The sequence below is a fragment of the Thermosulfurimonas dismutans genome, from assembly GCF_001652585.1.
Taxonomy (GTDB): Bacteria; Desulfobacterota; Thermodesulfobacteria; order Thermodesulfobacteriales; family Thermodesulfobacteriaceae; genus Thermosulfurimonas; species Thermosulfurimonas dismutans.
This window is the reverse complement of the sequence record NZ_LWLG01000013.1, coordinates 1-25,619: the sequence shown is the minus strand read 5'-3', so window position 1 is coordinate 25,619 and position 25,619 is coordinate 1. Positions and strand designations below refer to the sequence as shown.

27 protein-coding genes are annotated in these 25,619 nt (G+C 53.2%); 13 read left to right on the top strand and 14 right to left on the bottom strand.

Annotated elements, in window-relative coordinates; genetic code table 11:
- Window positions 1-10: 10 nt before the first annotated feature.
- Window positions 11-880, top strand: coding sequence for a helix-hairpin-helix domain-containing protein (locus TDIS_RS08060; protein WP_068671128.1), 870 nt, complete (start codon window positions 11-13; stop codon window positions 878-880).
- On the opposite strand, the gene TDIS_RS08055 is transcribed toward TDIS_RS08060, so the two are convergent.
- Genes TDIS_RS08055 through ccsB form a run of 6 tightly spaced genes read right to left on the bottom strand, consistent with a single transcriptional unit; the run spans window position 864 to window position 8,484 of the window.
- Complete coding sequence (locus TDIS_RS08055) at window positions 864-1,940, bottom strand: pyridoxal phosphate-dependent aminotransferase (RefSeq protein WP_068671126.1); 1,077 nt, start codon at window positions 1,938-1,940, stop codon at window positions 864-866. The genes TDIS_RS08060 and TDIS_RS08055 overlap by 17 nt on opposite strands.
- Window positions 1,937-2,728: a phosphoribosylglycinamide formyltransferase gene (gene purN / locus TDIS_RS08050; RefSeq protein ID WP_068671124.1), complete on the bottom strand. Its 792-nt coding sequence runs from the start codon at window positions 2,726-2,728 to the stop codon at window positions 1,937-1,939. Before purN ends, TDIS_RS08055 begins: the two co-directional genes overlap by 4 nt.
- Window positions 2,728-3,792, bottom strand: coding sequence for a deoxyguanosinetriphosphate triphosphohydrolase (locus TDIS_RS08045; protein WP_244147503.1), 1,065 nt, complete (start codon window positions 3,790-3,792; stop codon window positions 2,728-2,730). The genes purN and TDIS_RS08045 overlap by 1 nt, the downstream gene beginning before the upstream one ends.
- Window positions 3,789-4,877 (bottom strand): tRNA preQ1(34) S-adenosylmethionine ribosyltransferase-isomerase QueA, encoded by a 1,089-nt coding sequence (queA, locus tag TDIS_RS08040; protein ID WP_084271027.1) that lies wholly within the window; start codon window positions 4,875-4,877, stop codon window positions 3,789-3,791. Before queA ends, TDIS_RS08045 begins: the two co-directional genes overlap by 4 nt.
- Window positions 4,819-7,566: a [protein-PII] uridylyltransferase family protein gene (locus tag TDIS_RS08035; protein ID WP_068671120.1), complete on the bottom strand. Its 2,748-nt coding sequence runs from the start codon at window positions 7,564-7,566 to the stop codon at window positions 4,819-4,821. The genes queA and TDIS_RS08035 overlap by 59 nt, the downstream gene beginning before the upstream one ends.
- Window positions 7,567-8,484, bottom strand: coding sequence for a c-type cytochrome biogenesis protein CcsB (ccsB, locus tag TDIS_RS08030; protein WP_084271026.1), 918 nt, complete (start codon window positions 8,482-8,484; stop codon window positions 7,567-7,569).
- Window positions 8,485-8,581: 97 nt separating this feature from the next.
- Here ccsB and TDIS_RS08025 point away from each other — a divergent pair, with 97 nt between their 5' ends.
- Window positions 8,582-9,079 (top strand): HIT family protein, encoded by a 498-nt coding sequence (locus tag TDIS_RS08025; protein ID WP_068671218.1) that lies wholly within the window; start codon window positions 8,582-8,584, stop codon window positions 9,077-9,079.
- On the opposite strand, the gene TDIS_RS08020 is transcribed toward TDIS_RS08025, so the two are convergent.
- Complete coding sequence (locus tag TDIS_RS08020) at window positions 9,076-9,597, bottom strand: DUF488 domain-containing protein (protein WP_068671117.1); 522 nt, start codon at window positions 9,595-9,597, stop codon at window positions 9,076-9,078. The two genes, TDIS_RS08025 and TDIS_RS08020, sit on opposite strands and share 4 nt — an antisense overlap.
- A gap of 9 nt (window positions 9,598-9,606) precedes the next feature.
- On the opposite strand from TDIS_RS08020, the gene TDIS_RS08015 reads away from it, so the two are divergent.
- From TDIS_RS08015 to TDIS_RS07965, 11 genes are all read left to right on the top strand, one after another.
- Window positions 9,607-10,461 (top strand): ABC transporter ATP-binding protein, encoded by an 855-nt coding sequence (locus tag TDIS_RS08015; protein ID WP_068671115.1) that lies wholly within the window; start codon window positions 9,607-9,609, stop codon window positions 10,459-10,461.
- A complete protein-coding gene (locus tag TDIS_RS08010) occupies window positions 10,458-11,192 on the top strand; it encodes an ABC transporter permease (RefSeq protein ID WP_068671113.1) in 735 nt (244 codons plus the stop codon). Before TDIS_RS08015 ends, TDIS_RS08010 begins: the two co-directional genes overlap by 4 nt.
- A gap of 166 nt (window positions 11,193-11,358) precedes the next feature.
- Window positions 11,359-12,573, top strand: coding sequence for an ammonium transporter (locus TDIS_RS08005; RefSeq protein ID WP_068671110.1), 1,215 nt, complete (start codon window positions 11,359-11,361; stop codon window positions 12,571-12,573).
- A gap of 218 nt (window positions 12,574-12,791) precedes the next feature.
- The gene (locus TDIS_RS08000; protein WP_068671108.1) at window positions 12,792-13,967 is read left to right on the top strand and encodes an ammonium transporter; all 1,176 of its coding nucleotides are present in this window, start codon (window positions 12,792-12,794) and stop codon (window positions 13,965-13,967) included.
- A 145-nt stretch (window positions 13,968-14,112) separates the two neighbouring features.
- Window positions 14,113-14,433, top strand: a complete 321-nt coding sequence (locus TDIS_RS07995) for an FtsB family cell division protein (RefSeq protein ID WP_068671106.1) — start codon at window positions 14,113-14,115, stop codon at window positions 14,431-14,433.
- Between the two features lie 2 nt (window positions 14,434-14,435).
- Window positions 14,436-14,999, top strand: a complete 564-nt coding sequence (gene efp / locus TDIS_RS07990; protein WP_068671104.1) for an elongation factor P — start codon at window positions 14,436-14,438, stop codon at window positions 14,997-14,999.
- Window positions 15,000-15,209, top strand: a complete 210-nt coding sequence (locus TDIS_RS07985) for a hypothetical protein (protein WP_068671102.1) — start codon at window positions 15,000-15,002, stop codon at window positions 15,207-15,209.
- 6 nt (window positions 15,210-15,215) lie between these two features.
- Window positions 15,216-15,593, top strand: a complete 378-nt coding sequence (locus TDIS_RS07980; RefSeq protein ID WP_068671100.1) for a hypothetical protein — start codon at window positions 15,216-15,218, stop codon at window positions 15,591-15,593.
- Window positions 15,575-16,642: a tetraacyldisaccharide 4'-kinase gene (gene lpxK, locus TDIS_RS07975; protein ID WP_068671098.1), complete on the top strand. Its 1,068-nt coding sequence runs from the start codon at window positions 15,575-15,577 to the stop codon at window positions 16,640-16,642. Before TDIS_RS07980 ends, lpxK begins: the two co-directional genes overlap by 19 nt.
- Before the next feature lie 54 nt (window positions 16,643-16,696).
- Window positions 16,697-17,746: a glycosyltransferase family 4 protein gene (locus tag TDIS_RS07970; protein WP_068671096.1), complete on the top strand. Its 1,050-nt coding sequence runs from the start codon at window positions 16,697-16,699 to the stop codon at window positions 17,744-17,746.
- Window positions 17,728-19,872, top strand: a complete 2,145-nt coding sequence (locus TDIS_RS07965; protein ID WP_068671095.1) for an amylo-alpha-1,6-glucosidase — start codon at window positions 17,728-17,730, stop codon at window positions 19,870-19,872. Before TDIS_RS07970 ends, TDIS_RS07965 begins: the two co-directional genes overlap by 19 nt.
- Here the strand turns inward: TDIS_RS07965 and lpxB are convergent.
- The 7 genes from lpxB to TDIS_RS07930 form a co-directional block, all read right to left on the bottom strand.
- Complete coding sequence (gene lpxB, locus TDIS_RS07960; RefSeq protein ID WP_161939502.1) at window positions 19,832-20,971, bottom strand: lipid-A-disaccharide synthase; 1,140 nt, start codon at window positions 20,969-20,971, stop codon at window positions 19,832-19,834. The genes TDIS_RS07965 and lpxB overlap by 41 nt on opposite strands.
- Window positions 20,972-21,010: 39 nt before the next feature.
- Window positions 21,011-21,955 carry a Gfo/Idh/MocA family protein gene (locus TDIS_RS07955; RefSeq protein ID WP_068671093.1) on the bottom strand — a complete coding sequence of 315 codons (945 nt, stop codon included), beginning with the start codon at window positions 21,953-21,955 and terminating at the stop codon, window positions 21,011-21,013.
- The gene (locus tag TDIS_RS07950) at window positions 21,952-22,758 is read right to left on the bottom strand and encodes an LpxI family protein (protein WP_068671092.1); all 807 of its coding nucleotides are present in this window, start codon (window positions 22,756-22,758) and stop codon (window positions 21,952-21,954) included. Before TDIS_RS07950 ends, TDIS_RS07955 begins: the two co-directional genes overlap by 4 nt.
- A 3-nt stretch (window positions 22,759-22,761) precedes the next feature.
- Window positions 22,762-23,571 carry an acyl-ACP--UDP-N-acetylglucosamine O-acyltransferase gene (gene lpxA, locus TDIS_RS07945; RefSeq protein ID WP_068671091.1) on the bottom strand — a complete coding sequence of 270 codons (810 nt, stop codon included), beginning with the start codon at window positions 23,569-23,571 and terminating at the stop codon, window positions 22,762-22,764.
- Window positions 23,572-23,574: 3 nt separating this feature from the next.
- Window positions 23,575-23,982, bottom strand: a complete 408-nt coding sequence (gene fabZ, locus TDIS_RS07940) for a 3-hydroxyacyl-ACP dehydratase FabZ (protein WP_068671215.1) — start codon at window positions 23,980-23,982, stop codon at window positions 23,575-23,577.
- A 29-nt stretch (window positions 23,983-24,011) separates the two neighbouring features.
- Entirely contained in the window at window positions 24,012-25,043 is a 1,032-nt protein-coding gene (gene lpxD / locus TDIS_RS07935) for a UDP-3-O-(3-hydroxymyristoyl)glucosamine N-acyltransferase (RefSeq protein WP_068671090.1), read from the bottom strand.
- 160 nt (window positions 25,044-25,203) lie between these two features.
- Entirely contained in the window at window positions 25,204-25,551 is a 348-nt protein-coding gene (locus TDIS_RS07930) for an endonuclease domain-containing protein (protein ID WP_068671089.1), read from the bottom strand.
- Between the last annotated feature and the right edge of the window lie 68 nt (window positions 25,552-25,619).

Sequence of the window (25,619 nt, the reverse complement as noted above, 5' to 3'; positions counted from 1 at the left end):
GAGAGCGGTTTTGGAGATCAGACTTTTCGGATTTCGGATTTTGGTCTTTTGGGCCTGTTTTCTGGTTGCGCTTCCTCTTTATGCACAATCCCTAAACCTAAACACGGCCACGGTGGAGGAGCTGGAGAGTCTTCCGGGGATCGGGCCAGCGCTAGCCCGCCGGATCGTGGCATACCGCCGGGAACATGGTTCCTTCCACTCAGTAGAAGAACTTTTAAAGGTCAAGGGTATCGGTTCCAAAAGGCTTAATACCTTGAGGGCTTATCTTACCGTGGGGGCGTCTACTTATTCAGCCTCCGGGATGATGGTGGCCGAAGAGGACATCGGGGTTATCTATCAATGGGTAGATGATAAAGGGGTGCTTCATTTCACCCAATTCCCGGACGAGATTCCTTCTCGCTACCGTTCACGGGCTAAACCCCTTCCCTTTAGGGGGCCAAACGGAATTTCTCCTCCTCCTCCTCCTCCTCCCACTCCGTCGAAGCCTCCTTCTTCAGTTCGTCCCCTTCGGACCCGACCTACCCGCAAAACCGACGTCTTGGGGCGGGATCTGGCTTGGTACATGAAAGAAAAGGAGAGACTAATAAACCGTATAAGAAAGCTCAAGGCCCAGATTGAGGAGAATAAACAGGTCATGCGAGCCCTTCACGGTGGGGCCTATCAGGCCAGACGGGGAACCAGAACCAAATACGGTTTGAAACTTGGAGAAGGGCCTATTATTCGCCGGTGGGCGGAATACAAGCGGCTTCGACGTATAAACCAGGAATTGGAAAAGGAGCTTGCCGAATTGGAATACCGTCTCAAAAAGGGCCTTTACAAGGAAGCTGCCAAGGCCCAAGCTCCTCCAGAGGTGCTTGAGTTTCTCAAGAAAGATCCCTGAGGGTGTCAGCTAAGGCTTGAAGCAATTTCTGATTTTCTTTGGTGTCCTTCAAAGCGATCCTTATGAAGCCATCGTCAAGACCATAGAAGTTGTAACAGGCACGGATGAGAATATGGTGTCCATGAAGTAGTTTGTCCTTCAATCTGCGTCCAGAGAGACCTCCTGGAACTCTGAGGAGCAAGAAGTGTACTTGAGAGGGAAACGGATGGAAGCCCAAGGCCTGTAGTTCTAAAACCAACTTCCGGGCCTCCTCTTTCACGAAGGCCCGAACTTTGTTTTCGTAAGCTTTCTGTTTAAGGAGGAACTCACCGGCTATTTGGGCCAGGCGATTCACCGCCCAGGGCGTTTCCTTTTCAGAAACCTTCTCCTTCCACTTTTCGCCTGTGGCCAGCAGCCCCAATCTTAGGCCCGGAATGCGATAGATCTTAGAGAACGAGAAGAATACCATTACGTGTTCGGGAAAAGGGCGAGCCGTCAGCAGACTTTCTTGGTCCCCGGCAACGAAGGGGAGATAGGACTCGTCTACTACGAAATGAGTTTTGGGATGGGCGGCAATGAGATCCAAAAGTTTCTTTCGGGGGATGAATCGTCCGGTGGGGTTGTTAGGGTTGCAAATGAAGACTAGATCCCCCGGCTTGATGGTTTCCGATAGTTTGGAAAGAGGGGGTTCGAATTCCGTATTCTCCTCGGCCAGGACGTAGATTACTGGAAGGCCGGCCCTTCGGGCGGCGTCTTCGTAATCGGCATAGGTGGGCCCCAAGATGACTACCCGGTCGGGTTTTATGATTGAGGGCAGGGCGAAGATCCATTCCGTGGTCCCGGAGGAAGGAAAGAAACTTTCCGGAGAGAGCCCGAATCTTTCCGCTAGGGCCTTGCGCAAGGAAAAACTATCCACCTCGGGCAGACTCTCTATCTCGTGAAGTTTGGCCCTCAGGATTTCGTACAGACCTTCCGGAGGCGGAAGAGGACTCACGTTGCTGCTAAAATCGGATATTTCTCCGGGCTTGAGCCCAAGTTTGCGGGCCAGGTGGTAGATCTCTCCCCCGTGTCCTAAAATCACGCCCAGCTCCCGGTTTCGAGATGTTTTTCGATACGGAGGGAAAGATCAAGCGGTAGTTCAGGGGCTTGCCAGTCAATCTCTCCTTCGGCAAAGGCCTTGAGAGTATAGACTATGAGGGGTAATTCCCGTTTGACCCCTTCTTCCCGGATCTTGCGGAAAAGGGGTTCGTTTTCCCCTTCCGTTTGAAGGATAGCTGACAGTCCGTGTTTGAGTAGTTTTTTTTCGCAGGCTTCCCAAAGAGAGCGGAAGGAATCTGTGCGGATGGAGAAACGGCAAAAGGTAGCCGCCGGGCCTTCGTCAAGCACTGGGGTTACCCGATGCATCATGACGCCGGTTTCGGCGGCGCGGGCCGAGATTAGCTGCCAGATGACCTCCTGCCAGGTGCCCTTGGGCCCTCCGGGAAGCGCCGGGTGAAGGTTTAACATCGGAAGCTCACGGCACATTTCTTCGGATACCACCCACATGTACCCCGCAAGGACGACCAGGTCTACCTCTTCCGGTAGCTTGTCGAGAACCATACGATGATATTCGTTGCGCCAGGCCTCACGATCTTGGATCCTCAAGTCGGGCTTGAATTCTCTGGCCGAGAGATAAATGGTTTGGAGTCCTAGGTCCTCACAGAGTTTAAAAAAGAGATCCGATTCAGCACTTTCTCCGGGTCTGCGGCTTACAAAGACATAGGCCATTTTGGCCGGAATAAAGCCCTCGGCTATACGATCGAAGACCGTTTGCAGGAGCAACCTTGCAGCCTCGTCCCTTCCCGTGGAAAACCACCCCAGTTTGAACATCACAGACCTCCGGCAAAGGGTTTGGGTATAAAAAGTTTTTCGTAAAGGTACAAGGCGTAACGGTCGGTCATCCCCGCGATGAAATCGCACACTATCCGTTCCTTGGGAGTGCCTTCCTCATAGCAGGACATCTCTTTTTCCCATACCGTTTCCTGTTGGAGATAATATTCGAAAAGGTCGGTCAATATCCTTCGAGCCTTTTCGAATTCCCGTCTGACAGCCGGCGAGCGATAGACCTTTTCGAAGAGAAAGCTCCGTAGATCTTCCAGGGCCTTTAGAACCGGTGCCGAAAGATGCAGAGTTCGGTCTTCGGCTGCCAGGGTTTCCCTTATCACATCGCTCACCATGGTATTGATGCGCTCGGCATGGCGTCGGCCTAGTATCCGGAGACAGTTTTCCGGGATATCCTTCTCACGGATGAGACCCGCCCTGAGGGCGTCGTCCAGATCGTGATTTACGTAAGCGATGATGTCCGCCAGCCGTACCACTTCACCCTCAAGGGTGGCCGGCCCATCCTCATCCGGGGTGAGAATGGGCCCAAGACCTTTGGAGTGTTTCAGGATGCCATCCCGAACCTCGAAGGTGAGGTTGAGGCCTCGGCCTTCTTTCTCAAGGAAATCTACCACGCGTAGGCTCTGTTCATAGTGCCGAAAGCCGCCCGGCACCAGTTCGTTTAGGACCTCTTCGCCGGCGTGGCCGAAAGGCGTATGTCCCAAATCGTGTCCCAGGGCAATGGCCTCGGTGAGATCCTCGTTGAGGCGCAAGGCCCGAGCGATGGTGCGTGCGATTTGGGCTACCTCCAGGGTGTGGGTGAGACGGGTGCGGTAGTGGTCCCCGGTGGGAGCCAAGAAGACTTGGGTCTTGTGTTTGAGACGTCGGAAGGCCTTGCTGTGGATGATGCGATCTCGGTCTCGCTGAAAACAGGTCCGGAGAGGACACTCGGGTTCGGAGACTAGACGACCCTTGGAATGATGGGCTTTGGCTGCCCACGGGGAAAGGATTTCTTCCTCAAGTTTTTCAAGACTTTCGCGAATGGTCACGTGGTAATTTATACCACATTTCACAGAATAAACATGGCGTCACCGTAAGAGAAAAAGCGATAACGTCGCCGGATGGCCTCTTGGTAGGCCGAAAGAATTAGCTTGCGGCCGGCAAAGGCCGAAACCAGGATGAGAAGACTTGAGCCCGGTAGATGGAAATTGGTCACCATGGACGAGATCACCCGGAACTCAAAACCAGGGTAAATGTAGAGATCGCACCAACCGGAACGGGGTTCGAGTTTTCCTGAAAGGGCTCCCCACTCTAAAGCCCTTACCGTGGTGGTGCCCACTGCGATCACCCGTCTACCATGTTTCTTGGTTTCCTCCACCGCTATTACGGTTTCTTCGGGAATCTCCACGTATTCCTCATGAATACGGTGATCCCGTATGTCCGGGGTCTTGACCGGGGAAAAGGTTCCGTAACCCACATGCAGGGTGATGAAGGCCAGACGTACACCCTGGGCCTCAAGCTTTGCAAGCAGGGCTTCAGAGAAATGGAAGCCAGCCGTGGGAGCCGCCACCGAGCCGTTCTTGCGGGCATAGACCGTCTGGTAACGGAAAAGGTCTTCGGCTTGTGGGTCCCGCTTGATATAAGGAGGCAGGGGGACTTTACCCACTTCCTTTAGGGCCGAAAGGAGGTCGTCCGGGCCTTCAAGGAGGATTTCGATTTTACCGTCCGGGTCCTTGGAAAGAACCCTTCCGGAAAGCCTTTCGGAAAAGATTACACGGTAGCCCGGAAAGAGTTTTTTACCCCGGTAAAGGGCGGGGACCGGTTTTCCGGCCTCGGGCAGCCTCAACAAAAGGATCTCCACCCGTCCACCGCTTTCCTTCCTTCCGAGAAGCCTCGCCGGAAAGACCCTAGTGTCGTTTAGGACCAGTAGATCTCCTGGGCGTAAATATTCTACGATTTCACTAAAACGCTTGCGATGTTCTATTTTTTTACTCTGCCGATGTAAGACCAGCAGGCGAGACTCCTCCCGCTTGGGAGAGGGATAGTAGGCGATGAGTTCCTCGGGAAGATCATAATGATAGGCCTTAAGCCGAAAATCTTCAGGTATTTCTTCTATGGAAGTAGGCTTCAAAGATTTTTCGATTTTCCCGGACGACATTTTCGTACCGTTCCCTTACCTCTTTACCCAACCAGGGTTCTAAAGACCCAAGAAGTTTTTTCGGATAGCATGGATCCTCCTCTTTGGGGTCGTAGAGAAGAATAAGCTTTTGTTCCACCTCTCGCAAGAAGAGATAATTTTGGACCAGTACCCGGTTTTCCGACATGGTTTGAAGGATCGCAAGGGTATTAGTTTCTTCGAGTTCGGGTTGCTCTTTTAGGAGCTGTATGGCCTGGATGGCAGCCAGAAATTCGAGATCTGCAAGGCCACCGTAGCCCAGTTTAGGGTTTAGGTGTTCACTATCCTCTCGCCCTCTTTCTTTTTCCATATAGAGCCGCATTCGGTAGAGCTCTTGCAGAAATTGATGATCAATGGCCTTGCGGGCGATAATTTTTCGGACCTCACTCGTGACTTTTTTCCCTAAAGCGGTATCTCCGCAGAGGAAACGGAGACGGGTGGCTGCCACGAGTTCCCACAGGTCGGCTTCCTCTCGGTAGTAGTGGAGAAATCCCGAAAGAGGCACTGTAAGGGGGCCCTTGCGTCCTTCGGGACGCAGACGAGCATCTACGGGATAACCCTCTCCTCCGGGAAGTCTTAGCGAAAGGTAGGAGAGGAAACGCTGGGCCAGTTTGGCGGAAAGGGCGGTGGCTTCTGGAGGCCCTTCATAGACGAATACTAGGTCTAGGTCCGAACGGTAACCCATCTCCCGGGCCCCGAGCTTGCCCAGTCCGAAAATGGCAAATGCTCCAGGGAAGCTTCGCCCCCATTCCTCGGATAGCCTGTGTAAAGTGATCTGGTGGGTAAAATGGACGAAAAGTTCTGCGGTGACGGTAAGCCTTGAGAGGACGGTTTCTATGGGTATCCGGCCCTCAAGATCAAGTAAAGCGGTCTCGACCAGGAGCTCGTTTTTTAGAGTTCGCAAGGTAGAAAGGGCTTCGTCGTAAGGAAGGTGATTCAGCCTTCTTAGGAAAAGATCCTCTTGGGGCTCAATTTGGGGTTCAAACAACGTTTCTGCAAGTTCGGGATGAGCTTCCAGAAGACGCCACAAGAATTCAGAAATGGAGATTAGTTTTATCAAACGATCCAGCATCGAGGGTTTTTCCTTGAAGGCCTGCAGGAGGGAAAGTCGACCTCCCAGTCTTTCGAAGAAGGTGATGAGGCGAGAGAGGGCTTTGTCTTTTTCTGGAAGCCCGAGCAAAGTGTCTAAAATCTGCGGAAGAAGATCCTTTAGAAGGGCGGTTTTTTTGGTAGAGAGAGGGCCTTTCGCCTTAATAAGGCTCCGGAGGTCTTCAAGAAGGTTTTCTGGAACCCCGGTGCATTGAGAAGTTTCCTTTAAGGGCTCATCGGAGAGCAGGCTTTCTTCTAACCGTTTTACCAATTCTGATTTTTCTTTTGGACAAGCCGGGGAAAGAAAGGCCTCAAATTTGGAGGAGACCCTTTTCCGAGTGGTCTCGAGATGATTCAGAAAACTTTCCGAATTTTCGAACCTCAGACTGCGAGCAATGACGGTTATGGCCAAGGGTTCTCTAGGAAGCCGGGCAGTTTGCTGAAAATAGCGACTCTGGATGCGATGTTCTACCATGCGGAGAAAGACATAGGCTTCTTCCAGTTCTCGGGCTTCGGAGGCGGGAATAACGTTCAGACGGGCGAGTCTCCTGAGGTTTGGGATTACTCCACGCCCCCTCAGACCAGGATGTTTACCGCCATAAATGCTCTGTAAGGCCTGAACCAGGAATTCCACCTCTCTGATGCCGCCCTTTCCGATCTTGAGGTCGTCCTCAATTCCCCGTCGGACGGTTTCCTTACGGATGCGTTCCTTGAGGTCACGAACGTGTTCCAGATAGGAGTAATCTAGGTACTGGGGAAAAACTACCGGACGAAGGCTTCGCAAAAGGGCGTAGCCAAGGGGAATATTCCCGGCCACGGGGCGAGCCCGAATGAGGGCCAGGCGTTCAAAAGGATGGATATGATAGAGATAATATTCCCGGGCTGCCGGCAGGCTTAAACTGATCTCTCCTTCCTTACCTCCCGGTCTTAACCGCAAATCTACCCGCCATACCCTTTCGCCCTCAAAAAGGCCATCCATCAGACGGGTAAAGGTCTCCAGGAGTTTTATGACCCGGACCTTTTCGACTCCTGGAACGTGGAAGTAAGCCAAATCAATGTCGGAAGCGTAATTCAGTTCCCGTCCGCCGAATTTCCCGAAGGCCAGCACCAGGATGTCTCTTTCGGGAACTCCGAAAAGTTTGACACAAAAAGAGAGCCCAGCTCTTACCAGGACTTCGGCCAGATGGGTGAGACGTCTCACCGTTCTAGTGAAAGATTCTCCTGAAAGATCCAAAGCTAAAATCTTTAGGACTTCCCTTTGTTTGACCGCCCTTAAAATCAGGGCCGCGTTTCGAAAATCTCTGTCTTTTTGGAGAGCGAGATTTAACTCTTTTAAAAGGCCTTTTGGGTTTGGAGGCCTTAGAGGCTCTTTTTCCAAGAAAGGTTGTAAGGCCTCCGTGTTACGGATGAGAACGCTCGCCGCATAGGGCGAGAATCCCAAAACTCGGATGAGCTCCTTGAGGTTCGGGGAAGACAGTAGTTTTCTGAACGTAGACTCCCCATAGGTCTCCTTTAAGGCCTCTAGATACCTTTCGGCGGCCTTGGAATCCGGGGCTGTAGCTATGAGTTCTTTAAGATCCACTTAGGAACTGGCGTAGCTGTGAAGCCCCGAGAGCCAGAAGTTTACTCCGAAATAGGTAAATAGCACGGCCCCGAAGCCCACTACTGAAAGGAAGGCCATGCGTTTGCCGGTCCAGCCCCGGGTGATGCGGGCGTGGATGGCCGCGGCGTAAATGAACCAGGTAATGAGGGACCAGGTCTCCTTCGGGTCCCAACTCCAGTAGGAACCCCAGGCCTGATCCGCCCAGACTGCTCCGGTAATGATACCTACCGTGAGCCAGAAGAATCCAAAGAGTATGATCTTGTACATAAGGTTATCCAGGGTTTCTTGTTCTGGGAGATACTGCCAAATAGAGCTCGGGGCCACCGTCCGAGGACGGAAAAGATAAACCAACCCCAACCCGAAGGCCACCGCAAAGGCCCCGTAGCCCAGAAAACAGGTGATGACGTGGGCCGTAAGCCAGTTGCTCTGTAAGGCGGGGACCAGAGGTTCGATCTCGGTGCTGGTTCCAAAGGAGGCGTAGGCCATAATGAGGGAGGCTACCGGAGCTACAAAGGCCCCCAAGGCTTTACGCCGGAGCTTGAGCTCGAGAAAGAGATAAACCGCCATGACAGCCCAGGCAAAGAAGATCAAGGATTCATAGAGGTTTGAGAGGGGAATGTGTCCATAACCCAGTTCATGAGACTCCCACCAGCGGATTCCCCAGCCTGCGGTATGCAAAAGGATGCCGGCCCAGGCTATAGCTGAGGAAGCCAGCCCCATACCCTCCCACTTAAAGATCCAGTGAAGGAGATATCCGGCCGCCGCGGCCAGGTAAATAAAAGTTACCAGGCTTAAAAGGTAGGCATGACTTACCAGGACAGTATGATTTTTAGCGGCTAGAAGCAGATATATCAAAAGTGCTCCTAAAAGACCTCCCGCGATTTCTTTTATCCGCATACTCGTAATCCTCCTTCCTGGTTTGAAAGCATTCTAACCACATCGAACGAACTTCGCAATTTGTATAAAAATTAACTTTGTGTTAATTTTTCTTGCTATGGAACGGAAGAACCTCTGGGCACCCTGGCGGGCAGAATACGTAGGGGGCAAGAAGGATCCGGGATGTATCTTTTGCCCCCCCGAGGGGCCGCTTCCTGACGAGGAACGTCTGATTCTCTACCGGGACGAAAAGGTCCTGGTGATCATGAACAAGTTTCCTTACAACACCGGACATCTATTAGTTTCACCCCGACGGCACGTGGCCGAACTAGAGGACCTCTCCCGGGAAGAGGTCACCGACCTCATGGTCATGGCCCAGCACTGTCTGAGGATTTTAAGAAAGGTGCTCAGGCCCGATGGCTTTAATGTGGGCTTCAATCTGGGGAAGGTGGCCGGGGCCGGTTATCCCGATCATCTCCATCTTCAGATCGTGCCTCGCTGGGAGGGGGACGCCAATTTCATGGCCGTGCTGGCGGACATCCGGGTGGTACCGGAGCATATTCTGGCTACCTACCGCAAACTCTTCCCCCACTTTGAGGCTTTGCGTAAGGCCTAACGATACACCAAAAAATCCCCTACTTTTCTAGCCCGGGGATTCAACCGATGTAGATAGATTTTCCCGTCTGGAAGAATATGTTTGACCTCAAAGCCGTTTATTAATAGAAGATCCGCCAAGAACCAGCGATGACATCGCCAGGGGAACCCCTCGGCACACATTATGGCCGTGGTCCAACGGCGAGCTTCTTCGAGGAGTCTTTTGAAGGCCGCTTGGAAGGCCTCGGTCTGCATGTGGTCGGCATAACCTCTGAATCCGGGGTTTTCTATACCGGTATTTACAGAGTCTGGTTTGGGTTTGCGATAACCCCCGAGATCGGGCAGAGCTAGATACCCTACGCCACAACGGTCCTCAAGAAAGGTGGCCAAGGCCTTGCCTGCAAAATGCGGAAATTTCTTTGAACTCGCAAATCGCCTTACGTCCACCAGAAGCTCGATATGGTGAGCTTTGAGCAAATGCTCAAAGACTTCCCGCGGATGGTTTGAATGGCCTAGGGTGTAAATTTGTGGTTTAATCATACTACAATTATGGCAGGCCTGGCGGTAAGAATCGAGTCGCTAGTCAAGGAATATGGTCGGCTTCGGGCCCTAGATGGGGTCTCCTTTGAGATCAGGGAGGGAGAACTTTTCGCCCTTCTCGGCCCGAATGGGGCAGGAAAGACCACCACCATTCGTATCCTTTCTGGGCTTACCCGTCCCACCGCCGGACGGGTCTGGTTTTTCGAGAAAGATATTTTTAGGGAGTCGCTAGCGGCCAAGAGGATGGTAGGGCTTGTGCCTCAGGCTGTGAACTTGGATCTAGAACTTACCCTCTGGGAGAATCTTCTCATTCACGGTCTCCTTTTCGGCATGTCCCGCAGGGCCATAGCCCAGAGGGCTGAGGAACTCCTACGATTTGCCGAGCTTTGGGAGAGACGAAACCAGAGGGTACGGACCCTTTCAGGTGGCATGAAACGGCGTCTTCTTATCATTAGGGCTCTGCTCCATGCGCCGCGTATTCTTTTTATGGACGAACCCACCGTGGGGCTCGATCCTCACATTCGACGTCGACTCTGGGGGCTCATCAAGCAGATCCAGACTAAGGGAACTACTATTCTCCTCACCACGCATTACATCGAGGAGGCCGAGTTTCTGGCCGATAGGGTGGCCTTTCTTGACCGGGGACGGATCGTGGCCCTTGATACCCCCCAAAACTTTATCCAAACCCTTGGGGAAGTGGCTGTGGATGTGGTGACTTCTGAAGGCCTCAAAACCTACTACTTCCGGAATCGCGGGGAGGCTGAAAGGGAAGCTATGAAGTTGTCTAAACAGGGCGAGTCCGTAACCTTGAGGCGGATTAACCTGGAGGACGCCTTCATTCACTTTACCGGGAGAAAGGTGTGAGAGGGTTTCTGGCTGTCTATCTCCGGGAACTGCTTATTATCTGGCACCGGTTGCCGCGGATGCTTCTTTCCTTTTCGGTTTCACCCACTCTATATCTAGTTGCCTTTGGCTTCGGTTTGGGCAAAGACCTGACGGTGGAAGGAAGACCTTACCTTGAGTTCCTGGTTCCGGGGGTGGTGGCAGCCGCCTCCATGATGCAGGGGTTCGGTATCAACGTGGAGATCAACGTAGCCCGTTTTTATCTCCGCATTTTCGAAGAGTTTCAAGCCGCTCCCATCTCGAATTGGGCCTATGTCTTGGGAGAGATCTTGGGAGGGGTCACCCGGGCTTTGCTTTCCACCTTGGTGATCTTGGCCATTACAGCTTTGGCCGGAGTCAAACTCCATTTAGGGCCCGCGTTCTTCCTGGGCGTTTTTCTGAACGCTTTCGTCTTCGCCTCCCTGGGAGTGGCCTCGGCCATGTTGATCCGCTCGCACGCCGACCAGGCCTTGGTCACCAACTTCATCATTACTCCTATGGTCTTCTTAGGAGGGACCTTTTTCCCGGTGGAAGGCCTGCCTGCTTGGGCTAGGTTGCCCTTAAAACTACTTCCTTTGACCCACGCCTCACACCTTATTCGTAACGCCGCCTACGGAAATCCCGTGCCCCTGACCTCCTTATATATACTTCTCATCATCGCTGGCTTGGGCTTCTTTTTGGCCTACCACTCCGTCGACCGCGCCCGAGACTAATTTTTTACGTTTTTGTATTAATTCAGAATAGAAAATTTACTTGATTGTTATAGTTTGCAAAAATGGACGAGATAGTTGTGTTTGTAGATCCTTAGTTTCGGTATGCTTTACGATTTTGGCATAAAATTTGTAGGCACAAAATGTAAAAAAGGTAGGAGGTGCGGGTATGGTAAAGGCGGATGTGGTTTGGATGCTGGTGGCCACGGCCCTGGTGATGTTGATGACTCCGGGGCTTGCGCTTTTTTATGGGGGGCTGGTGCGTGCCAAAAATGTGCTTTCTATCTCGCTTCAGGTTTTTATCTGTTTGGGGTTGATCAGTTTATTGTGGTTTCTCTATGGTTATAGTTTGGCTTTTGGTCCGGATCACGGGAAGGTTATCGGGGGGTTGGAGTATCTCTTCTTTAAAGGGGTAGGGACGGGGCCCGCCCCTGCGGCTGAGAATATTCCCCATCTTCTTTTCGCTGCTTTTCAGCTTATGTTTGCGGTTATCACGCCGGCCCTGATCACCGGGGCCTTTGCCGAAAGGATGCGGTTTTCGGCTTATCTCCTGTTCGTGGCCCTATGGTTTACGTTGGTCTACGCCCCGCTGTGTCACTGGGTCTGGGGTGGTGGCTGGCTGGGTGAGATGGGGGCGCTGGACTTTGCCGGGGGCACGGTCATTCACATCGCCTCCGGAGCCTCGGCGCTGGCGGCTGCACTGGTTGTTGGTCCACGTTTGGGGTATCGCCGGGACCCACTTCATCCTCACAATTTGCCGCTCACCCTCTTGGGGGCCGGGTTGCTTTGGTTTGGCTGGTTTGGATTCAACGCCGGAAGTGCGCTAGCAGCCGATGAGGTAGCGGTACTGGCCTTTATGAATACCCAGATTGCAGCTGGGCTGGCAGCCCTTTCCTGGGTGATAGCGGAATGGATCCTTCAGGGGGCTCCTACGACTTTGGGAGCGGCCTCCGGGGCAGTGGCTGGTCTGGTGGCCATTACGCCGGCGGCTGGTTTTGTGCCCCTCTGGGCGGCGGTGGTTATAGGGTTGCTGGCTGGTTTGATCTGTTACCTGGCGGTGCTGGCCAAAAATCGGTTGGGTTACGATGACGCCCTGGATGTGGTAGGGGTGCATGGCGTGGGCGGCTTCTGGGGGGCGCTGGCCACTGGGCTTTTTGCCTCCAAGGCGGTAAATCCCGCTGGGGCCGATGGCCTACTTTTCGGAAATGTAAAGCAATTTGGTATTCAGTTCCTCGGGGCCGCGGCCGGGGCGGTGTTCTGTTTCGTGGCTTCTTTGATTCTGTTCAAGGTAGTAGACGCAATCTTGGGCGTCCGGGTATCTCGAGAAGAAGAAATTCAGGGGCTCGATCTTACTCAGCACCGTGAAACCGGGTACAGTTTTTAACAAAATGGGAAATTGTGTCTAAGTGCTTTTGGAAAAGTCCAAAAATGCTCTTGTCTACAAAGTAAATAAACAGAGGTTGCTACAAAAATGTAAATAACAAAATTGTCTAAAAGGTAAATTGGTGGCGGATAGGGTAATTGGAGCCATAGATTGCGGAGGCTTTAGGGTGGCATACTTCTTGATTAAGGGCCGGGAAAAACGAGGAGGTGAATTGCGACATGATAGACAAGACAGATACGGCCTTCCTTTTGTTTTCGGCAGCTCTGGTCCTTCTCATGACCCCGGCCCTGGCAGTCTTTTACGGTGGATTGGTGAGACGAAAGAACGTGCTCTCGGTAGTCATTCAAAGCCTTATCATGATTTCCATCGTAACTCTGGAGTGGATTTATGTAGGCTATAGTCTATCTTTTGGTCCGGATTTGCACGGAATTATTGGAAGCCTCAAATACTTTGCCTTGCGGGGGGTAGGGCTCGAACCCAGTCCGGACTATGCCTCTACGGTGCCGCATATGGTTTTCATGATCTATCAGTGCATGTTTGCGGTTATCACACCGGCCCTGATTACCGGGGCCTTTGCCGAGAGGGTTCGTTTCCGAGGCTTTGTGATCTTCAGCTTGCTCTGGGCCCTTGTGGTCTATAACCCACTCTGTCACTGGATCTGGGGCGGAGGTTGGCTCGGTAAACTAGGGGTGCTTGATTTTGCCGGGGGACTGGTGGTGCATGCCAGCTGCGGAGCCGCAGCCTTAGTAACGGCCCTAGTGATTGGCCCTCGTAAAGGCTACGGACGGGAACCCTTCATCCCGCACAACTTGCTCCTTACGGTTATCGGCACCGGATTGCTGTGGTTCGGCTGGTTCGGGTTCAACGCCGGAAGCGCCCTTGAGGTGAACGGCACGGCGGTGCAGGCTTTTGTGAATACCCACGTGGCGGCCATGACTGCCATGGCGGTCTGGGTACTGGTGGAGAGATTTCACCAGGGCAAACCCACTACTCTCGGAGCCTGCAGTGGTGCCATTGCAGGGCTGGCTACTATTACACCGGCCGCAGGATTTGTGGAGGTGAACGCCGCCGTCCTCATAGGAGTCCTGGCCGGTTTGATCTGTTACCTGGCGGTGCTGGCCAAGAATCGGCTGGGTTACGATGACGCCCTGGATGTAGTGGGAATTCACGGGGTAGGAGGGGTGATTGGTACCCTCTGTGTGGGGCTCCTCTCTGAGGAGGGCAAGTTTGTTCCTCAGCTCATCGGAGTAGCGGCTACGGTAGTCTATACCCTGGTGGCCACTTTTATTCTGGCCAAGGTGGTGGATGTCGTCTTCGGGTTCCGTGCGGATAGCGAGGCTGAGGTTAACGGCTTGGATATTGCCGAACACGGCGAGGAAGCTTATGCCTTCTAATATGTAATATGTGGTTATAATTGTGGGGCGGCCTTTGGAGGGCCGCCCTTTTTATTTTTGCGGAATGGGGCTACTGATAAGCCTTCCGGTCTAGTATAAGGTGCCTCTTGAATCCCGGGCGGGTTTGATTTAAGGTTGTTCCAAGATGGCAGTGACATTCAATCCTAAGGGCTATGTGCCCGGAAAGGCCCGTTCGCGTTCAAAGTCTAAAAGGAACTTTAATATTTGGCTTGGAGGGTTGCTGGGAGTTCTTTTTGTGGCAGGTCTTTTGAGCGGATTTTACTTTGACTGGCGTTATCGATCCAGTCTGAAAGAGCTTTCGAAGCTGCGGACAGAAAATGCGGATATTTCTCGGAGGATAAAGGCCCTTGAGAAAGATCCGCAACTCTACGAAGAGATCGCCCGTAAAAAATATGGTTATGTCAAAAAGGGTGAAAGATTAATCATCTTCAGAAAGAGGAGGTAAATATGGCCTACACCACTTCGGATTTTAGAAGAGGTCTCAAGATCGAGTGGGAAGGGAAGCCCTACGAGGTTCTTGAATACCAGCACTCCAAGGTAGCCAAGGGACAGGCCACCGTAAGGACCAAGCTTCGAGACCTCACTACAGGAAGGGTATTGGAGGTCAATTTTCGCTCTGGAGAGCGTTTTGAAAGACCGGATCTCGAGGAAAAGGAAATGCAGTACCTTTACCAGGAGGGGGATCGTTACGTATTCATGGATCTTGAGGACTACGATCAGGTATATTTGGACAAAGATCAGTTAGGTGAGGCCTGGAAGTTCTTGCAGGAAAATGTCAACGTCTTTGTGCTTTATTACAAGGGAAAACCTATTGGGGTAGAACTTCCGAATACGGTGGAGCTCAAAGTGGTGGAGACAGAGCCTGGAGTGCGTGGAGATACGGTTTCCGGAGGTTCTAAACCAGCTAAGCTTGAGACTGGAGCCGTAGTCCAGGTACCTCTTTTTATAAATGAGGGGGATCTCATCAAGGTGGACACCCGTACCGGTGAGTATGTGGAAAGGGTGGGGTAAATGTTAACGCTCAAGAAGTTGCGGGAGTTTAAGGAGTATTTGGAAAGTGGGGCCTTTATTGAGGACTTTGATATGCGTCCTCCGGATGGCCAGGCAGAGATGTTGGACATGATTGATATCCTCTTTGAGATCTGTGAGAAAGCCGACGAGGTCATGACCGAACACTTTTATCGGCGGCTAAGGGAAAAGAGCGAGGGAGAAGGTTCTTAAAATTAAATGCCTTTTTACATTCGGGCCAAAACCTACCTGCGGTATGCCGAAGAGGAATACCAGAAGGCCCTTACGCGATTAAACGAAGACCAGGAAGCGGCCCTTTTGGCTTTTAAAGACAGTTTTTTGTTCTCTACTAAAGCTATCTGGGCCGTTTCTCGGATAGAGGCTCCTAAAGAGAAGCCATCACCGGAAAAGCTTCTTGAGGAGCTTTCCCGAGCCGTGGAGCCGGAGATGGCGACTTTCTTTAAAGACGCCTGGGAAAAATTTAGAACCGGAACTTCCTTGGAGGAAGCCAGAGCCCTAGCCTCTCAAGCCCTTAACTACGCCCGGGAGGTGCTGGCTCCTATTCTAGGTCCTGCGGCATGGTCCCGAAACTTCTAGTTTTTTTCTGGGAGAAGACCAAGCCGCTATATTTACCCCTTTCCTGGTTGTATGGCCTCGGGGTGCGGGTGAGGCGGAAGGCCTACGAGGCCGGCTGGCTTACTCGCCGGAAGCCGGCAGTGCCTTCTGTAGTGGTAGGGAACCTCTCCTTAGGAGGGGAGGGCAAAACGCCTTTCACCCTAGCCTTGGCGGAACTATTGAAAGGCCTTGATCTTAGGCCGGTGGTGATACTTAGAGGCTATGGCGGGAGAGGACAGGGACCACGGGTGGTCTCGGAGGGCCAGGGACCGATTTTGGGTTCGGAGGAGGCGGGAGAAGAAGCCCTGCTTTATGCCTTTAGGCTTCCCGGGATACCGGTGGTAGTGGGGAAAGACCGGCTGGCTGCGGCTGAGCTTGCTTGTGAAAGATTCCGGCCCGGGGTACTTCTTTTCGACGACGCCTTTCAACACCTGAGGCTTTCTGCAGACCTTTATCTCCTGGTTGTTTCTGCGGGGAGGGATCCCTTTGTCGAAAGGCTCTTCCCAGCTGGCCGCCTGCGGGAGCCGCTTTCGGTAGCCCGGAAGGCCCAGGCAGTTTTCGTTACCCGGACCAACCTCTTCCCTGAACGGGCGGAGGACCTTTCTCGTCGGTTTGCTTCTATGGGACTCCCGGTCCTCAGGACGGCCTTCGAGCCCGGACCTCTAGTCACCCTTACTCCATCGGGCTTTATGCCTTATACCGGCCGAAAGCCTCGCCGGGTGGTAGCCTTTTGCGGCCTAGGAGACCCGGACAACTTTCGGAAGACCCTTGAGGAAGAGGGCTTTGAGGTCCTCTTTTTCAAGGCCTATCCCGACCACTACCATTATCGGGAAAGGGATATTCGCAGACTCTCAGAAAAGGCTGCTTCCCTCGGCGCTGAGGCCCTGATTACCACGGAGAAAGACTTGGTAAAGATTCCCATAGGGGTCTCTTTCCTCCCTGTGCTGGCTTTATCCCTTTTGTTAAGATTCCCCCGAGAAACCCTCGAGTATTTGCTTTCCTTGTTTCGATCTTATTCCCTTTGCAAATAGACTTCTGGTTCTTACTTTTTAATCCAGGGAGATTCGGAAGCGGAGGTGGCGGCCATGAGAATTGCGCAGGTGGCGCCGCTTTTTGAGGCCGTACCACCCAAGCTTTATGGGGGCACGGAACGGGTAGTCTCTTGGCTTACCGAGGAGTTGGTACGTCAAGGGCACGAGGTTACGCTTTTTGCAAGCGGTGATTCTAAGACCTCGGCCCGCCTGATTCCCTGTGCACCCCAGGCCCTGAGGCTTGCCGGGGTGAAGGATACCCTGGCTCCACATGTCTTTATGGTGGAAAGGGTGCTGCGAATGGCCTCGGAGTTCGATGTTATCCATTTTCACATTGATTACCTGCACTTGCCCCTTATGCGTAGAACGAAGATTTCTTATCTCACTACGCTTCACGGGCGCCTGGATCTCCCGGAGATGTTTCCCTTTTACAAGGAGTTCCGGGAAGCCCCCTTCGTTTCTATCTCAAACGCCCAGCGCAGACCTCTTCCCTTTCTTAACTGGATCGGCACGGTCTATCACGGTCTGCCAGCGGATCTTTACCGACCGGTCTATGAACCCGGGAAATATCTGGCCTTTCTGGGAAGAATATCTCCAGAGAAGCGCCCAGACCGGGCTATAGAACTCGCCGAAAGAGTAGGGATAAAGCTTCTTATAGCGGCCAAGGTGGACAAAGCCGATGAGGAATATTTTAAAGAAGTTATCAAGCCCAGGCTTAAAAGTCCCTGGGTAGAATTCATCGGCGAGATTACCGAGAAGGAAAAACAGGAATTTTTGGGAGAGGCCCTGGCCCTCCTCATGCTCATCGACTGGCCGGAGCCCTTCGGGCTGGTGATGATCGAGGCCAACGCCTGCGGGACGCCGGTTATCGCTTGGCGGTGCGGTTCAGTGCCGGAAATCATTGAGGATGGCCGAAACGGTTTCATCGTGGAGAGCATGGAGGAGGCCGAAAGGGCGGTGGAAGGACTTTCCGGGCTTTCTCGTCGGGAATGTCGGCGGGTTTTTGAGGAACACTTTACCGCCGAAAGAATGGCCCGGGAATATTTGGCCCTCTATGAATCTTTGCGCATGAGGGAAGTCCCCCTATGGCGGAAGGCGGCCTGAAGTTCTACATCCTGGCTACTAACCCCGGGCTTTCTCCCCGTAACCTTGCCTTCAAGCACGGGGACACCTTTGCCCTCTTCAATGCCGAGGGGGACATTGTCCCTGGTGGGCTCGGAGAGCTCGGTCTCTATCATAGGGGGACCCGTTTCCTTTCTCGCCTGGAACTTTTTTGTTGTCATACCAAGCCCTTTCTATTAAGCTCCTCCCTTTCCCAGGACGGTCTACTTATCCAGGTAAATCTTACTAATCCGGATCTTTTTTGGGGAAGGGATCTTTTTATCCCGCGTGGAGGGCTTCATATTCGGCGCACCAAGGTCCTTTACGAAGGAGACTATTATGAGGAGTTGGTGTTTACCAACTATTCGCTTTTCACCCTGGATATTCCGGTAACCATATCTTTCGCCGCAGACTTTGCGGATATCTTTGAGGTCCGGGGAGTTAAGAGGGAAAAAAAGGGCCACATTCTTCCCCCGGTGGTGGAGGAGGATAGGGTCCTTATTCGCTATCACGGGCTGGACGGTCTTACGCGGTTGCTTGAAATCGTCTTTTCGGACCTCCCCGGTATGCTTCGCCCGGATCAGGCCCAGTTTTTACTGAAGCTCGCTCCTAAGGAGCGTGTCAACCTGGGGATAAAGATCCGGTGCCTTTCGGGAGAAGAGAGGCTCCGCAGGGACTTTAAGGCCGCCCTTTTCTTGCGTCGCAAAGAGCGCAAGGCCCTCCTAAAGAAAAGTGTGCAGGTGGAAACCTCAAATGAACATTTCAATTTCTGGCTTGAGCGTTCGACCAATGACCTTTTCATGATGCTTACGCACACACCTTACGGCCTTTATCCCTACGCCGGTATCCCCTGGTTTAACACCGTTTTTGGACGGGATGGTCTCATCGTGGGGCTCCAGACCCTCTGGTTCAATCCGGATATCGCCCGGGGGGTGTTAGAGGTCCTGGCCAGGACTCAGGCCCAGGAGAAAGACCCTGCCAGGGATGCCGAGCCGGGGAAAATTCTGCACGAAATGCGTTTTGGCGAGATGGCTGCTACCGGGGAGGTACCCTTCGGAAGATACTACGGTTCGGTGGACGCTACACCTCTATTTATCATCCTGGCTGGGGCCTATTACGAGAGGACTCAGGATCTGGAGTTCATCCGCAAGCTTTGGCCTCACCTTGAACTGGCCCTTCACTGGATTGAGGACTATGGGGATCAAGATCGCGATGGCCTGGTGGAATATGCACCTTCCGAGGAAGGCCTGGTCAACAAGGGCTGGAAGGACTCCCATGATAGCGTTTTTCACCGGGACGGACGGTTCCCGGAGCCGCCCATAGCCCTGGTGGAGGTCCAGGGCTATGTTTATCGGGCCTATCTGGAGATGGCCAAGCTCGCCCGGGCTCTCGGAAAACACGATCTGGTTCTGCCCCTTCTTTCTAAGGCCGAAACCATGCGGAATAGAATCAAAGAGCGTTTCTGGGATGAAGATTCTGGCTTTTTGGCCCTAGCCCTCGATGGTCGCAAGGCGCCATGCTGGGTGAAGACCTCCAATCCTGGCCATCTGTTTTTTGCGGAGGCGTTGCGGGAAGAGGAGGCCCAGAGACTAGTGGAGGGCCTTTTTGCACCGGATATGTTTTCCGGATGGGGGATAAGGACCGTTTCCCGAAAGGAGGTGCTTTACAATCCTGTTTCATACCACAACGGCTCCGTATGGCCCCATGATAACGCCCTCATTGCTGAGGGACTTGCTCGCTACGGATTCAAGGATCACCTAGAGCGGGTCTTTAAAGGGCTCTTTGAGGCTAGCCATTATTTTCCCCACCACCGGCTACCGGAACTCTTTTGTGGTTTTACCCGGAGGGCCGGGGAGGGGCCGGTGCCTTATCCTGTGGCCTGCAGTCCCCAAGCCTGGTCCTCGGGAGTGATCTTCATGTTGCTTGCGGCCTCTCTGGGATTGCGTTTTACCGGAAAGGGGCTCTGCTTTTTTAAACCGAGATTGCCCTCTTTTCTTTCTTGGGTGCGTTTTAAAGGCCTTAGGGTGGGAGAGTCCACCATTGATCTAGAACTTATCCGATACGAAAAGGATGTGGTGGTAAATGTCCTCAGGAAGCCGAAGGTGGTAGAGGTGATGGTGATAAAGTAGAACGCAAGAAGCTCGCCAGTAGGTCCGCTACCCGCCAGGAGGCTCCGGGGCCGCCGAGACGTTTTTTTACCTGCTTTAATTTTTCGCGCGTTTCTTCTCGGAATCTGGTCTCGAAAAGATAGGGCCTTAAGACTTCGGCTAGCTTTTCCGGACGGGCCTCGTCTTGGAGGATTTCGGGAACTACCGGTTCGTCCAAAATCAGGTTGGGCAGGGTGATATAAGGGACCCGTACCAATCTCTTGGCCAGAAAAAAGGAAAATTTTGGGAGCCGATAGGCTGCTACCATAGGGGTTCCAAGAATTGCGGCTTCAAGGGTTACCGTACCGGAAACCAAAAGGGCGGCGGTGGCCTGTTTTAGGACTTCGTACTGATAGCCTACAAGGACCTTTACCTTTTTCCTGGCCTCTTCCCATAGAAGGGTTTCGGAAAGTCCCTGGGCCTTGACTATTACTCCTTGAAGTCGCGGATGCTCCTTTTTTAAGATTTCATAGGTCGCTAGAAACACGGGTAGCAAGCGATTGACCTCGGATTCCCGACTACCGGGGAAGATGCCCAAAATCGGATGGACCGGCGAAAGCCCCGCAATTTCACAGAAGGTTTCCCTAGAAAGAGAGGGCCTTACCAGATCTACCAAGGGATGTCCGACAAACTCCACGTTGATACCTTCTTTTTTGAAAAATTCCTTTTCGAAAGGTAGGATAACTGCCAGCAGATCTACGCAATTCTTTAGAATTTTTACCCGTCGGCGGTGCCAAGCCCAGACCTGGGGGGCGATATAGTAGAAGACCGGGATTTCGAGTTTCTTACATATCTTGGCCAGCCTCAAGTTGAAACCCGGAAAGTCTATGAGAACGGCTATTTGAGGGCGATTGTTGATGAGAAAGTTCTTGAGCCGGGACCAGGCCTGACGAATGATCTTGAGCTGGGAAAGAGTAGGTAGCCCTACTACCGAAATGGGTTCAGCCGGGAAGAGACATTCGAGGCCGGCTGCGCGCATCCGTCGGCCTCCGATACCGTAAAAGATCAGCCCCGGAAGTATCTCCCGCACCTTGCGTATGAGTTCCGCTCCGTAGAGATCCCCGGATTCCTCTCCGGCCACGATGAGAATCCTGTGCGAAAAACCCGTGTGCACCGTGACTTAACCCGCAGAGAATTTTTGAAGGTTTTCCTCAATATCCCGCTTGATGCGGAAGGCTAGCTCCAGGGCCGAGAGGGCCTCCTTTCCGCTGACTGGCGGAGACGCCCCTTCGGCTACAGCCCGGACGAAGGCCTGCAATTCTTCCAAAAGAGGGTCCGCTGAGGGGAAGCTTTCCTCTTCAGGTATAAGCCTTTTGTCCTCCCCGAGCCGAACTTCAAAGTATTTGCGGTTCAAAGTGTCGGCCGAAAAATAGGCCCCTTTCTCAAACACTCGAAAGCGCCTCTGGGGGGTCAGCGAGATTCGGCTGGCGGTGAGATTGGCCGAACAGCCGTTTTCGAAGACTATTCGAACGCTGGCGATGTCGATCTTGTCCGAAAGAACCGGGGCCCCAGCCGAAAGCAGGGCCTTTAGTTTTACTTTCGGATTCAAGGCCAAGACCAGGTCCAGATCGTGAATCATGAGATCTAGGATGACGTCCACATCCAGAGCCCTTTCGGTGAAACCGGAAAGCCGGTGAGCCTCAATGAAAAGGGGACGCTTGACTTCGGAAAGAAGCCTCTTCATAGAAGGCTGAAAGCGTTCGATGTGCCCTACCTGCAGGATGAGGCCCTGTCTTTCTGCCAGGCTTACCAGCTCTTCAGCCGTTTCCAGCCGGTCGGTGATGGGTTTTTCTATGAAAAGATGCTTGCCGGCCAAGAGACATTCTTTGGCGATCTCAAAATGGGTGACCGTAGGGGTTACGATAGAGAGGGCCTCAACCTCGGGCAAAAGCTTCCGAAAATCCGTAAACCAGGCGGTGCCGTATTTTTCGGCGATCTCCTTGGCTCGTTCTTCCCTGATGTCCACCACGCCGCAGAGTTCGGCCTCCTCCATGCGGGCGAATTTTTCGGCATGGAATCTTCCCAGGTGACCTACGCCGATGACCCCCACTTTGATCTTTTTCATTTTATCCCCACCACTATTAATCCGTGTCGATTGGCGAAATCAAGGGCCTCTTCCCTTTCAAAGAAAAGGGTCTTGCCGGCCTCAAGGGCCAGTACCCGGGCGCCGGCCGAAAGCATGGTCTCAAGAGTTTTGAGACCCGCGGCCGGTAGATCAAGGCGAGGGTCCTGGTTGGGTTTTAGGACCTTGACCACTACGGCTCCTTTTCGAAAGTTTCCGGCCCGGCGAATGGTCTCGTCCGTGCCCTCTACGGCCTCTACGGCTAGCACCATCCGGTCCTTCACTACCACACATTGACCAATATCCATAGCCCCTATCTTTCTGGCTATCTCGTAGCCGAACCGGATGTCTTCCCATTGAGACGAAGAGGGTTCCTTGCGGGTAAGGACACCTTCAGGTGTGAGAAGTTCGGGCACGAAGTCCGCCGGAGAGACTATACGAAAACCTTCCTTTTCGAGCTCTTCAGCCACCGCTCTCAGGATGGCGTCATCATTGCGACTAAGCAATCGTTTCCACAAAAGAAGGGCTCGAAGGTCAGGAATGGCTTCTTTCAGGGCCTTGGGTTTCTCGATCTTTCCGAGAAAGGTGATCTCTTTGACGCCCTCTTTTTTGAAGGCTTTGATCAGTTTTCCGAACTGGCCCAATTTTATTCGAACGGCTTTGGCTCCGGCGGAGGCCAGTCTTTTGGCCTGGGCCTCCGAAAAGGTTATCACCACTACTGGCTTTTGGGTGGCGGTAAGTTTTTCGACCAGCACCAGAGGGGCCTTCCCTTCACCGGCAATGAGCCCGAGAGGTTGCGGAGGCATGGATTAGAAGGCTTCCTCTCCCTCAAAGGGTTTGCGTCTCATGATACCCTGGCGGGAGGGATTCTCAATGAAATTGATGAATTCTTGTACATGGGGATCTTCTGGAAAGGCGTCTCGGAGTTCCTCAATAGTTTCTTGGATGCGTCCCGGACCATCCAGGAAGATTCCTAAGGCCTGGGAGATGTGTCTTATAGTTTCTTTGCCGAACCCGGCTCGTCTCAAGCCTATCAGGTTTACTCCCTGGATCTTGGCCGGAATGCCGAAGACCTTTACGAAGGGAGGAACGTCTTTGTCTACGCCGCTCATGCCGCTGACGAAGGCGTAAGAGCCAATGCGGCAGAACTGATGCACGGCCGAAAGTCCTCCAAAGACCACCCGGTTGCCCACTCGAACATGGCCTCCCAGGGTGGCTCCGTTGGCCATAATGATTTCGTCCCCCAGAAAGCAATCGTGGGCAATGTGGACATAAGCCATCAGTAAACAACGATTGCCGATTCTGGTAAGACTCTGGTCAAGGGCTGTTCCTCGGTGAATGGTCACGAATTCCCGAATGACGTTTTCGTCCCCAATCTCCACCCAGGACTCTTCTCCTTTGTAGGCTAGATGTTGGGGGTCGGATCCGATGACCACATGGTGATGGATGAAGTTGTTTTTCCCGATTCGGGTGTTTTTCTCTATGATGACATGGGAACCTATACGAGTGCCTTGACCGATGTAAACCTGCGGACCTATGACCGTATAAGGTCCAATTTCGACCTCATCCTCAATTTCTGCCGAAGGGTGAATTTCAGCTGTGGGATGGATTTTTCGCATATTTTACCTCACGGCAGCCATGATTTCAGCCTCGGCCACTACCTTTCCGTCTACGGTAGCTCGTACGAGCGTCTTAACAACAGGGCCCTTACATTTGAAGCCCTGAGCCTCGAAGATGATGGTGTCTCCTGGAAGGACCGGGCGGCGAAAGCGAACCTTGTCCAACCCGGCCAGCACAAAGGGCTTTTCTCGAGCTTCGGGGAAACATACCTTTACGAAAAGACCCCCAACCTGGGCCATAGCTTCTACCATCATTACCCCAGGCATAAGGGGGTCTTCCGGAAAGTGGCCCTGAAAGAAAGGTTCGTTGTGGGTGACGTTTTTGAGGGCCTTGATGTACTGTTTTTCGCAGTCAACCTCAAGTACCTTATCCACCATCAAGAAAGGGTAACGGTGAGGAAGCAACTCCATGATTTCTTTGGGGCCGAGGCTTTTGGTACTCACTTCTTTCCTCCGAGAAGGGCTTTCAACTTTCGTAACTCCTTTACCATATCCGGAAGCTTTGCAAAAGCCACTACGGCCTTTCGCCAGACCCTTACCGGGATGGCCGGAATGCCAGCCACTTCTTCTCCGGGCGCGATCTTACCAGATACTCCAGATTTGGCCGCGATTTTGGCCCCTTCTCCTATCTGGGCCCCGGGAGCTAGACCAACCTGCCCCCCCATCATCACGAAACGTCCGACGCGGGCATGGCCGCTTACGCCACACTGGGCCACAATAATGGCTCCCTCACCGATTTCCACGTTGTGGCCTATCTGGGTGAGGTTGTCTATCTTGGTTCCGGCCCCGATGCGGGTGACCCCGAAGGTGGCCCGATCCACGCAGGCGTTGGCTCCGATCTCCACCTCTTCGCCGATTTCGACCGTTCCAAAATGGGGAATCTTGAGGTGCTTAAGACCTTCCCTGGTCCATTCTTGGGCGTAGCCGAAACCGTCGGCCCCGATGACCGTACCGGCGTGAAGCACCACCTCATCCCCGAGGCGCACTCCCGGATAAAGCACCACGTAGGGATAGAGCACACACCGCCGCCCCACCTCCGCCCCAGCACCCACGAAGACCCCGGGGTAAAGCATGCTTCCCTCCCCGATGCGGGCTCCGGCTCCCACATACACCCAGGGCCCCACCGAGACTCCTTCGCCGAGCTCCGCTCCCTCCTCGATCACCGCAAGGGGGCTTATACCAGGGGCGGGATGAGAGGGCTTCCAGAAGAGCTGGGCCACCCGCGCCAGTGCCACCCGCACGTTCGGGCACACCAGAAGGCTCCTTTCCGGAAACTCCCCGGCGAGCTCAGGTGGGACTAGAAGAGCCGCGGCCCTGGTCTTTCGCGCCGTCGAAAGCCAGGCCCGGGATTCCACGAAGCTGAGCTCCCTCTCCCGGGCCAGCTCAAGCGCCGAAACTCCCTCTACCTCAAGGTCCTCTCCCCGGAGCTCTGCCCCGATCCTTTCGCTCAATTCCGAAAGACGGTACCCCATTTCCCTCCAGTATACCCATCTTTTCCACCTTCCTCAAACCGAAAGTCCGATTTCCCTCTCCTAGGAGGGGATGTCCAGGGAGGGGTGCCACTTCCCTCCCCTTGTAGGGGAGGGTTAGGGAGGGGTCCCTAGAACCCCCCTTTGTCCCCTATCTCTTTCCTCAGATATTCAAGCACTCCCTCCACATTCCCAACACTTCCGAATTCGTAAAACGAAAAACCCTGAAACCCAAGCTCACCAAATAACGATCCCGCTTCTCGTCGTTTTTACGGGCCAGAGGTGTATAATGGGAGTCCCCGTCTATATCTATCACCACTTTTGGGTTAAAGGCCACAAAGTCCACAATATACCGCCCTATGGGTAGCTGCCGATGGAACTTAATTCCCAGAAACTGACGCTTCCGCAAAAAGGCCCAGAGCTTTCTTTCGGCGGGAGTAAGCTCGCGCCTGAGCCTCCGGGCTTTTTCCTTAAGTCGTGAATTGTAAAGATATTTCCTTTTTGGTTTCATACTCCAACTATTAGCATTTTTCAGAAACCTTTGTGAACCCCCTACCCCCCCTTACGAAGGGGTATGGA

Excerpts from the sequence above, each read along its gene's own strand:
- TDIS_RS07955 (WP_068671093.1), bottom strand. The coding sequence starts at position 21,955 with ATGAAAAAGATCAAAGTGGGGGTCATCGGCGTAGGTCACCTGGGAAGA.
- purN (WP_068671124.1), bottom strand. The coding sequence starts at position 2,728 with ATGTTCAAACTGGGGTGGTTTTCCACGGGAAGGGACGAGGCTGCAAGG.
- TDIS_RS07950 (WP_068671092.1), bottom strand. The coding sequence starts at position 22,758 with ATGCCTCCGCAACCTCTCGGGCTCATTGCCGGTGAAGGGAAGGCCCCT.
- TDIS_RS07965 (WP_068671095.1), top strand. The coding sequence starts at position 17,728 with ATGGCGGAAGGCGGCCTGAAGTTCTACATCCTGGCTACTAACCCCGGG.
- TDIS_RS08020 (WP_068671117.1), bottom strand. The coding sequence starts at position 9,597 with ATGATTAAACCACAAATTTACACCCTAGGCCATTCAAACCATCCGCGG.
- TDIS_RS08015 (WP_068671115.1), top strand. The coding sequence starts at position 9,607 with ATGGCAGGCCTGGCGGTAAGAATCGAGTCGCTAGTCAAGGAATATGGT.
- TDIS_RS07930 (WP_068671089.1), bottom strand. The coding sequence starts at position 25,551 with ATGAAACCAAAAAGGAAATATCTTTACAATTCACGACTTAAGGAAAAA.
- TDIS_RS07980 (WP_068671100.1), top strand. The coding sequence starts at position 15,216 with ATGCCTTTTTACATTCGGGCCAAAACCTACCTGCGGTATGCCGAAGAG.
- lpxK (WP_068671098.1), top strand. The coding sequence starts at position 15,575 with ATGGTCCCGAAACTTCTAGTTTTTTTCTGGGAGAAGACCAAGCCGCTA.
- TDIS_RS08000 (WP_068671108.1), top strand. The coding sequence starts at position 12,792 with ATGATAGACAAGACAGATACGGCCTTCCTTTTGTTTTCGGCAGCTCTG.
- efp (WP_068671104.1), top strand. The coding sequence starts at position 14,436 with ATGGCCTACACCACTTCGGATTTTAGAAGAGGTCTCAAGATCGAGTGG.
- lpxD (WP_068671090.1), bottom strand. The coding sequence starts at position 25,043 with ATGGGGTACCGTCTTTCGGAATTGAGCGAAAGGATCGGGGCAGAGCTC.
- TDIS_RS07995 (WP_068671106.1), top strand. The coding sequence starts at position 14,113 with ATGGCAGTGACATTCAATCCTAAGGGCTATGTGCCCGGAAAGGCCCGT.
- queA (WP_084271027.1), bottom strand. The coding sequence starts at position 4,877 with ATGTCGTCCGGGAAAATCGAAAAATCTTTGAAGCCTACTTCCATAGAA.
- ccsB (WP_084271026.1), bottom strand. The coding sequence starts at position 8,484 with ATGCGGATAAAAGAAATCGCGGGAGGTCTTTTAGGAGCACTTTTGATA.
- TDIS_RS08025 (WP_068671218.1), top strand. The coding sequence starts at position 8,582 with ATGGAACGGAAGAACCTCTGGGCACCCTGGCGGGCAGAATACGTAGGG.
- TDIS_RS08005 (WP_068671110.1), top strand. The coding sequence starts at position 11,359 with ATGGTAAAGGCGGATGTGGTTTGGATGCTGGTGGCCACGGCCCTGGTG.
- lpxA (WP_068671091.1), bottom strand. The coding sequence starts at position 23,571 with ATGCGAAAAATCCATCCCACAGCTGAAATTCACCCTTCGGCAGAAATT.
- fabZ (WP_068671215.1), bottom strand. The coding sequence starts at position 23,982 with ATGGAGTTGCTTCCTCACCGTTACCCTTTCTTGATGGTGGATAAGGTA.
- TDIS_RS07985 (WP_068671102.1), top strand. The coding sequence starts at position 15,000 with ATGTTAACGCTCAAGAAGTTGCGGGAGTTTAAGGAGTATTTGGAAAGT.
- TDIS_RS07970 (WP_068671096.1), top strand. The coding sequence starts at position 16,697 with ATGAGAATTGCGCAGGTGGCGCCGCTTTTTGAGGCCGTACCACCCAAG.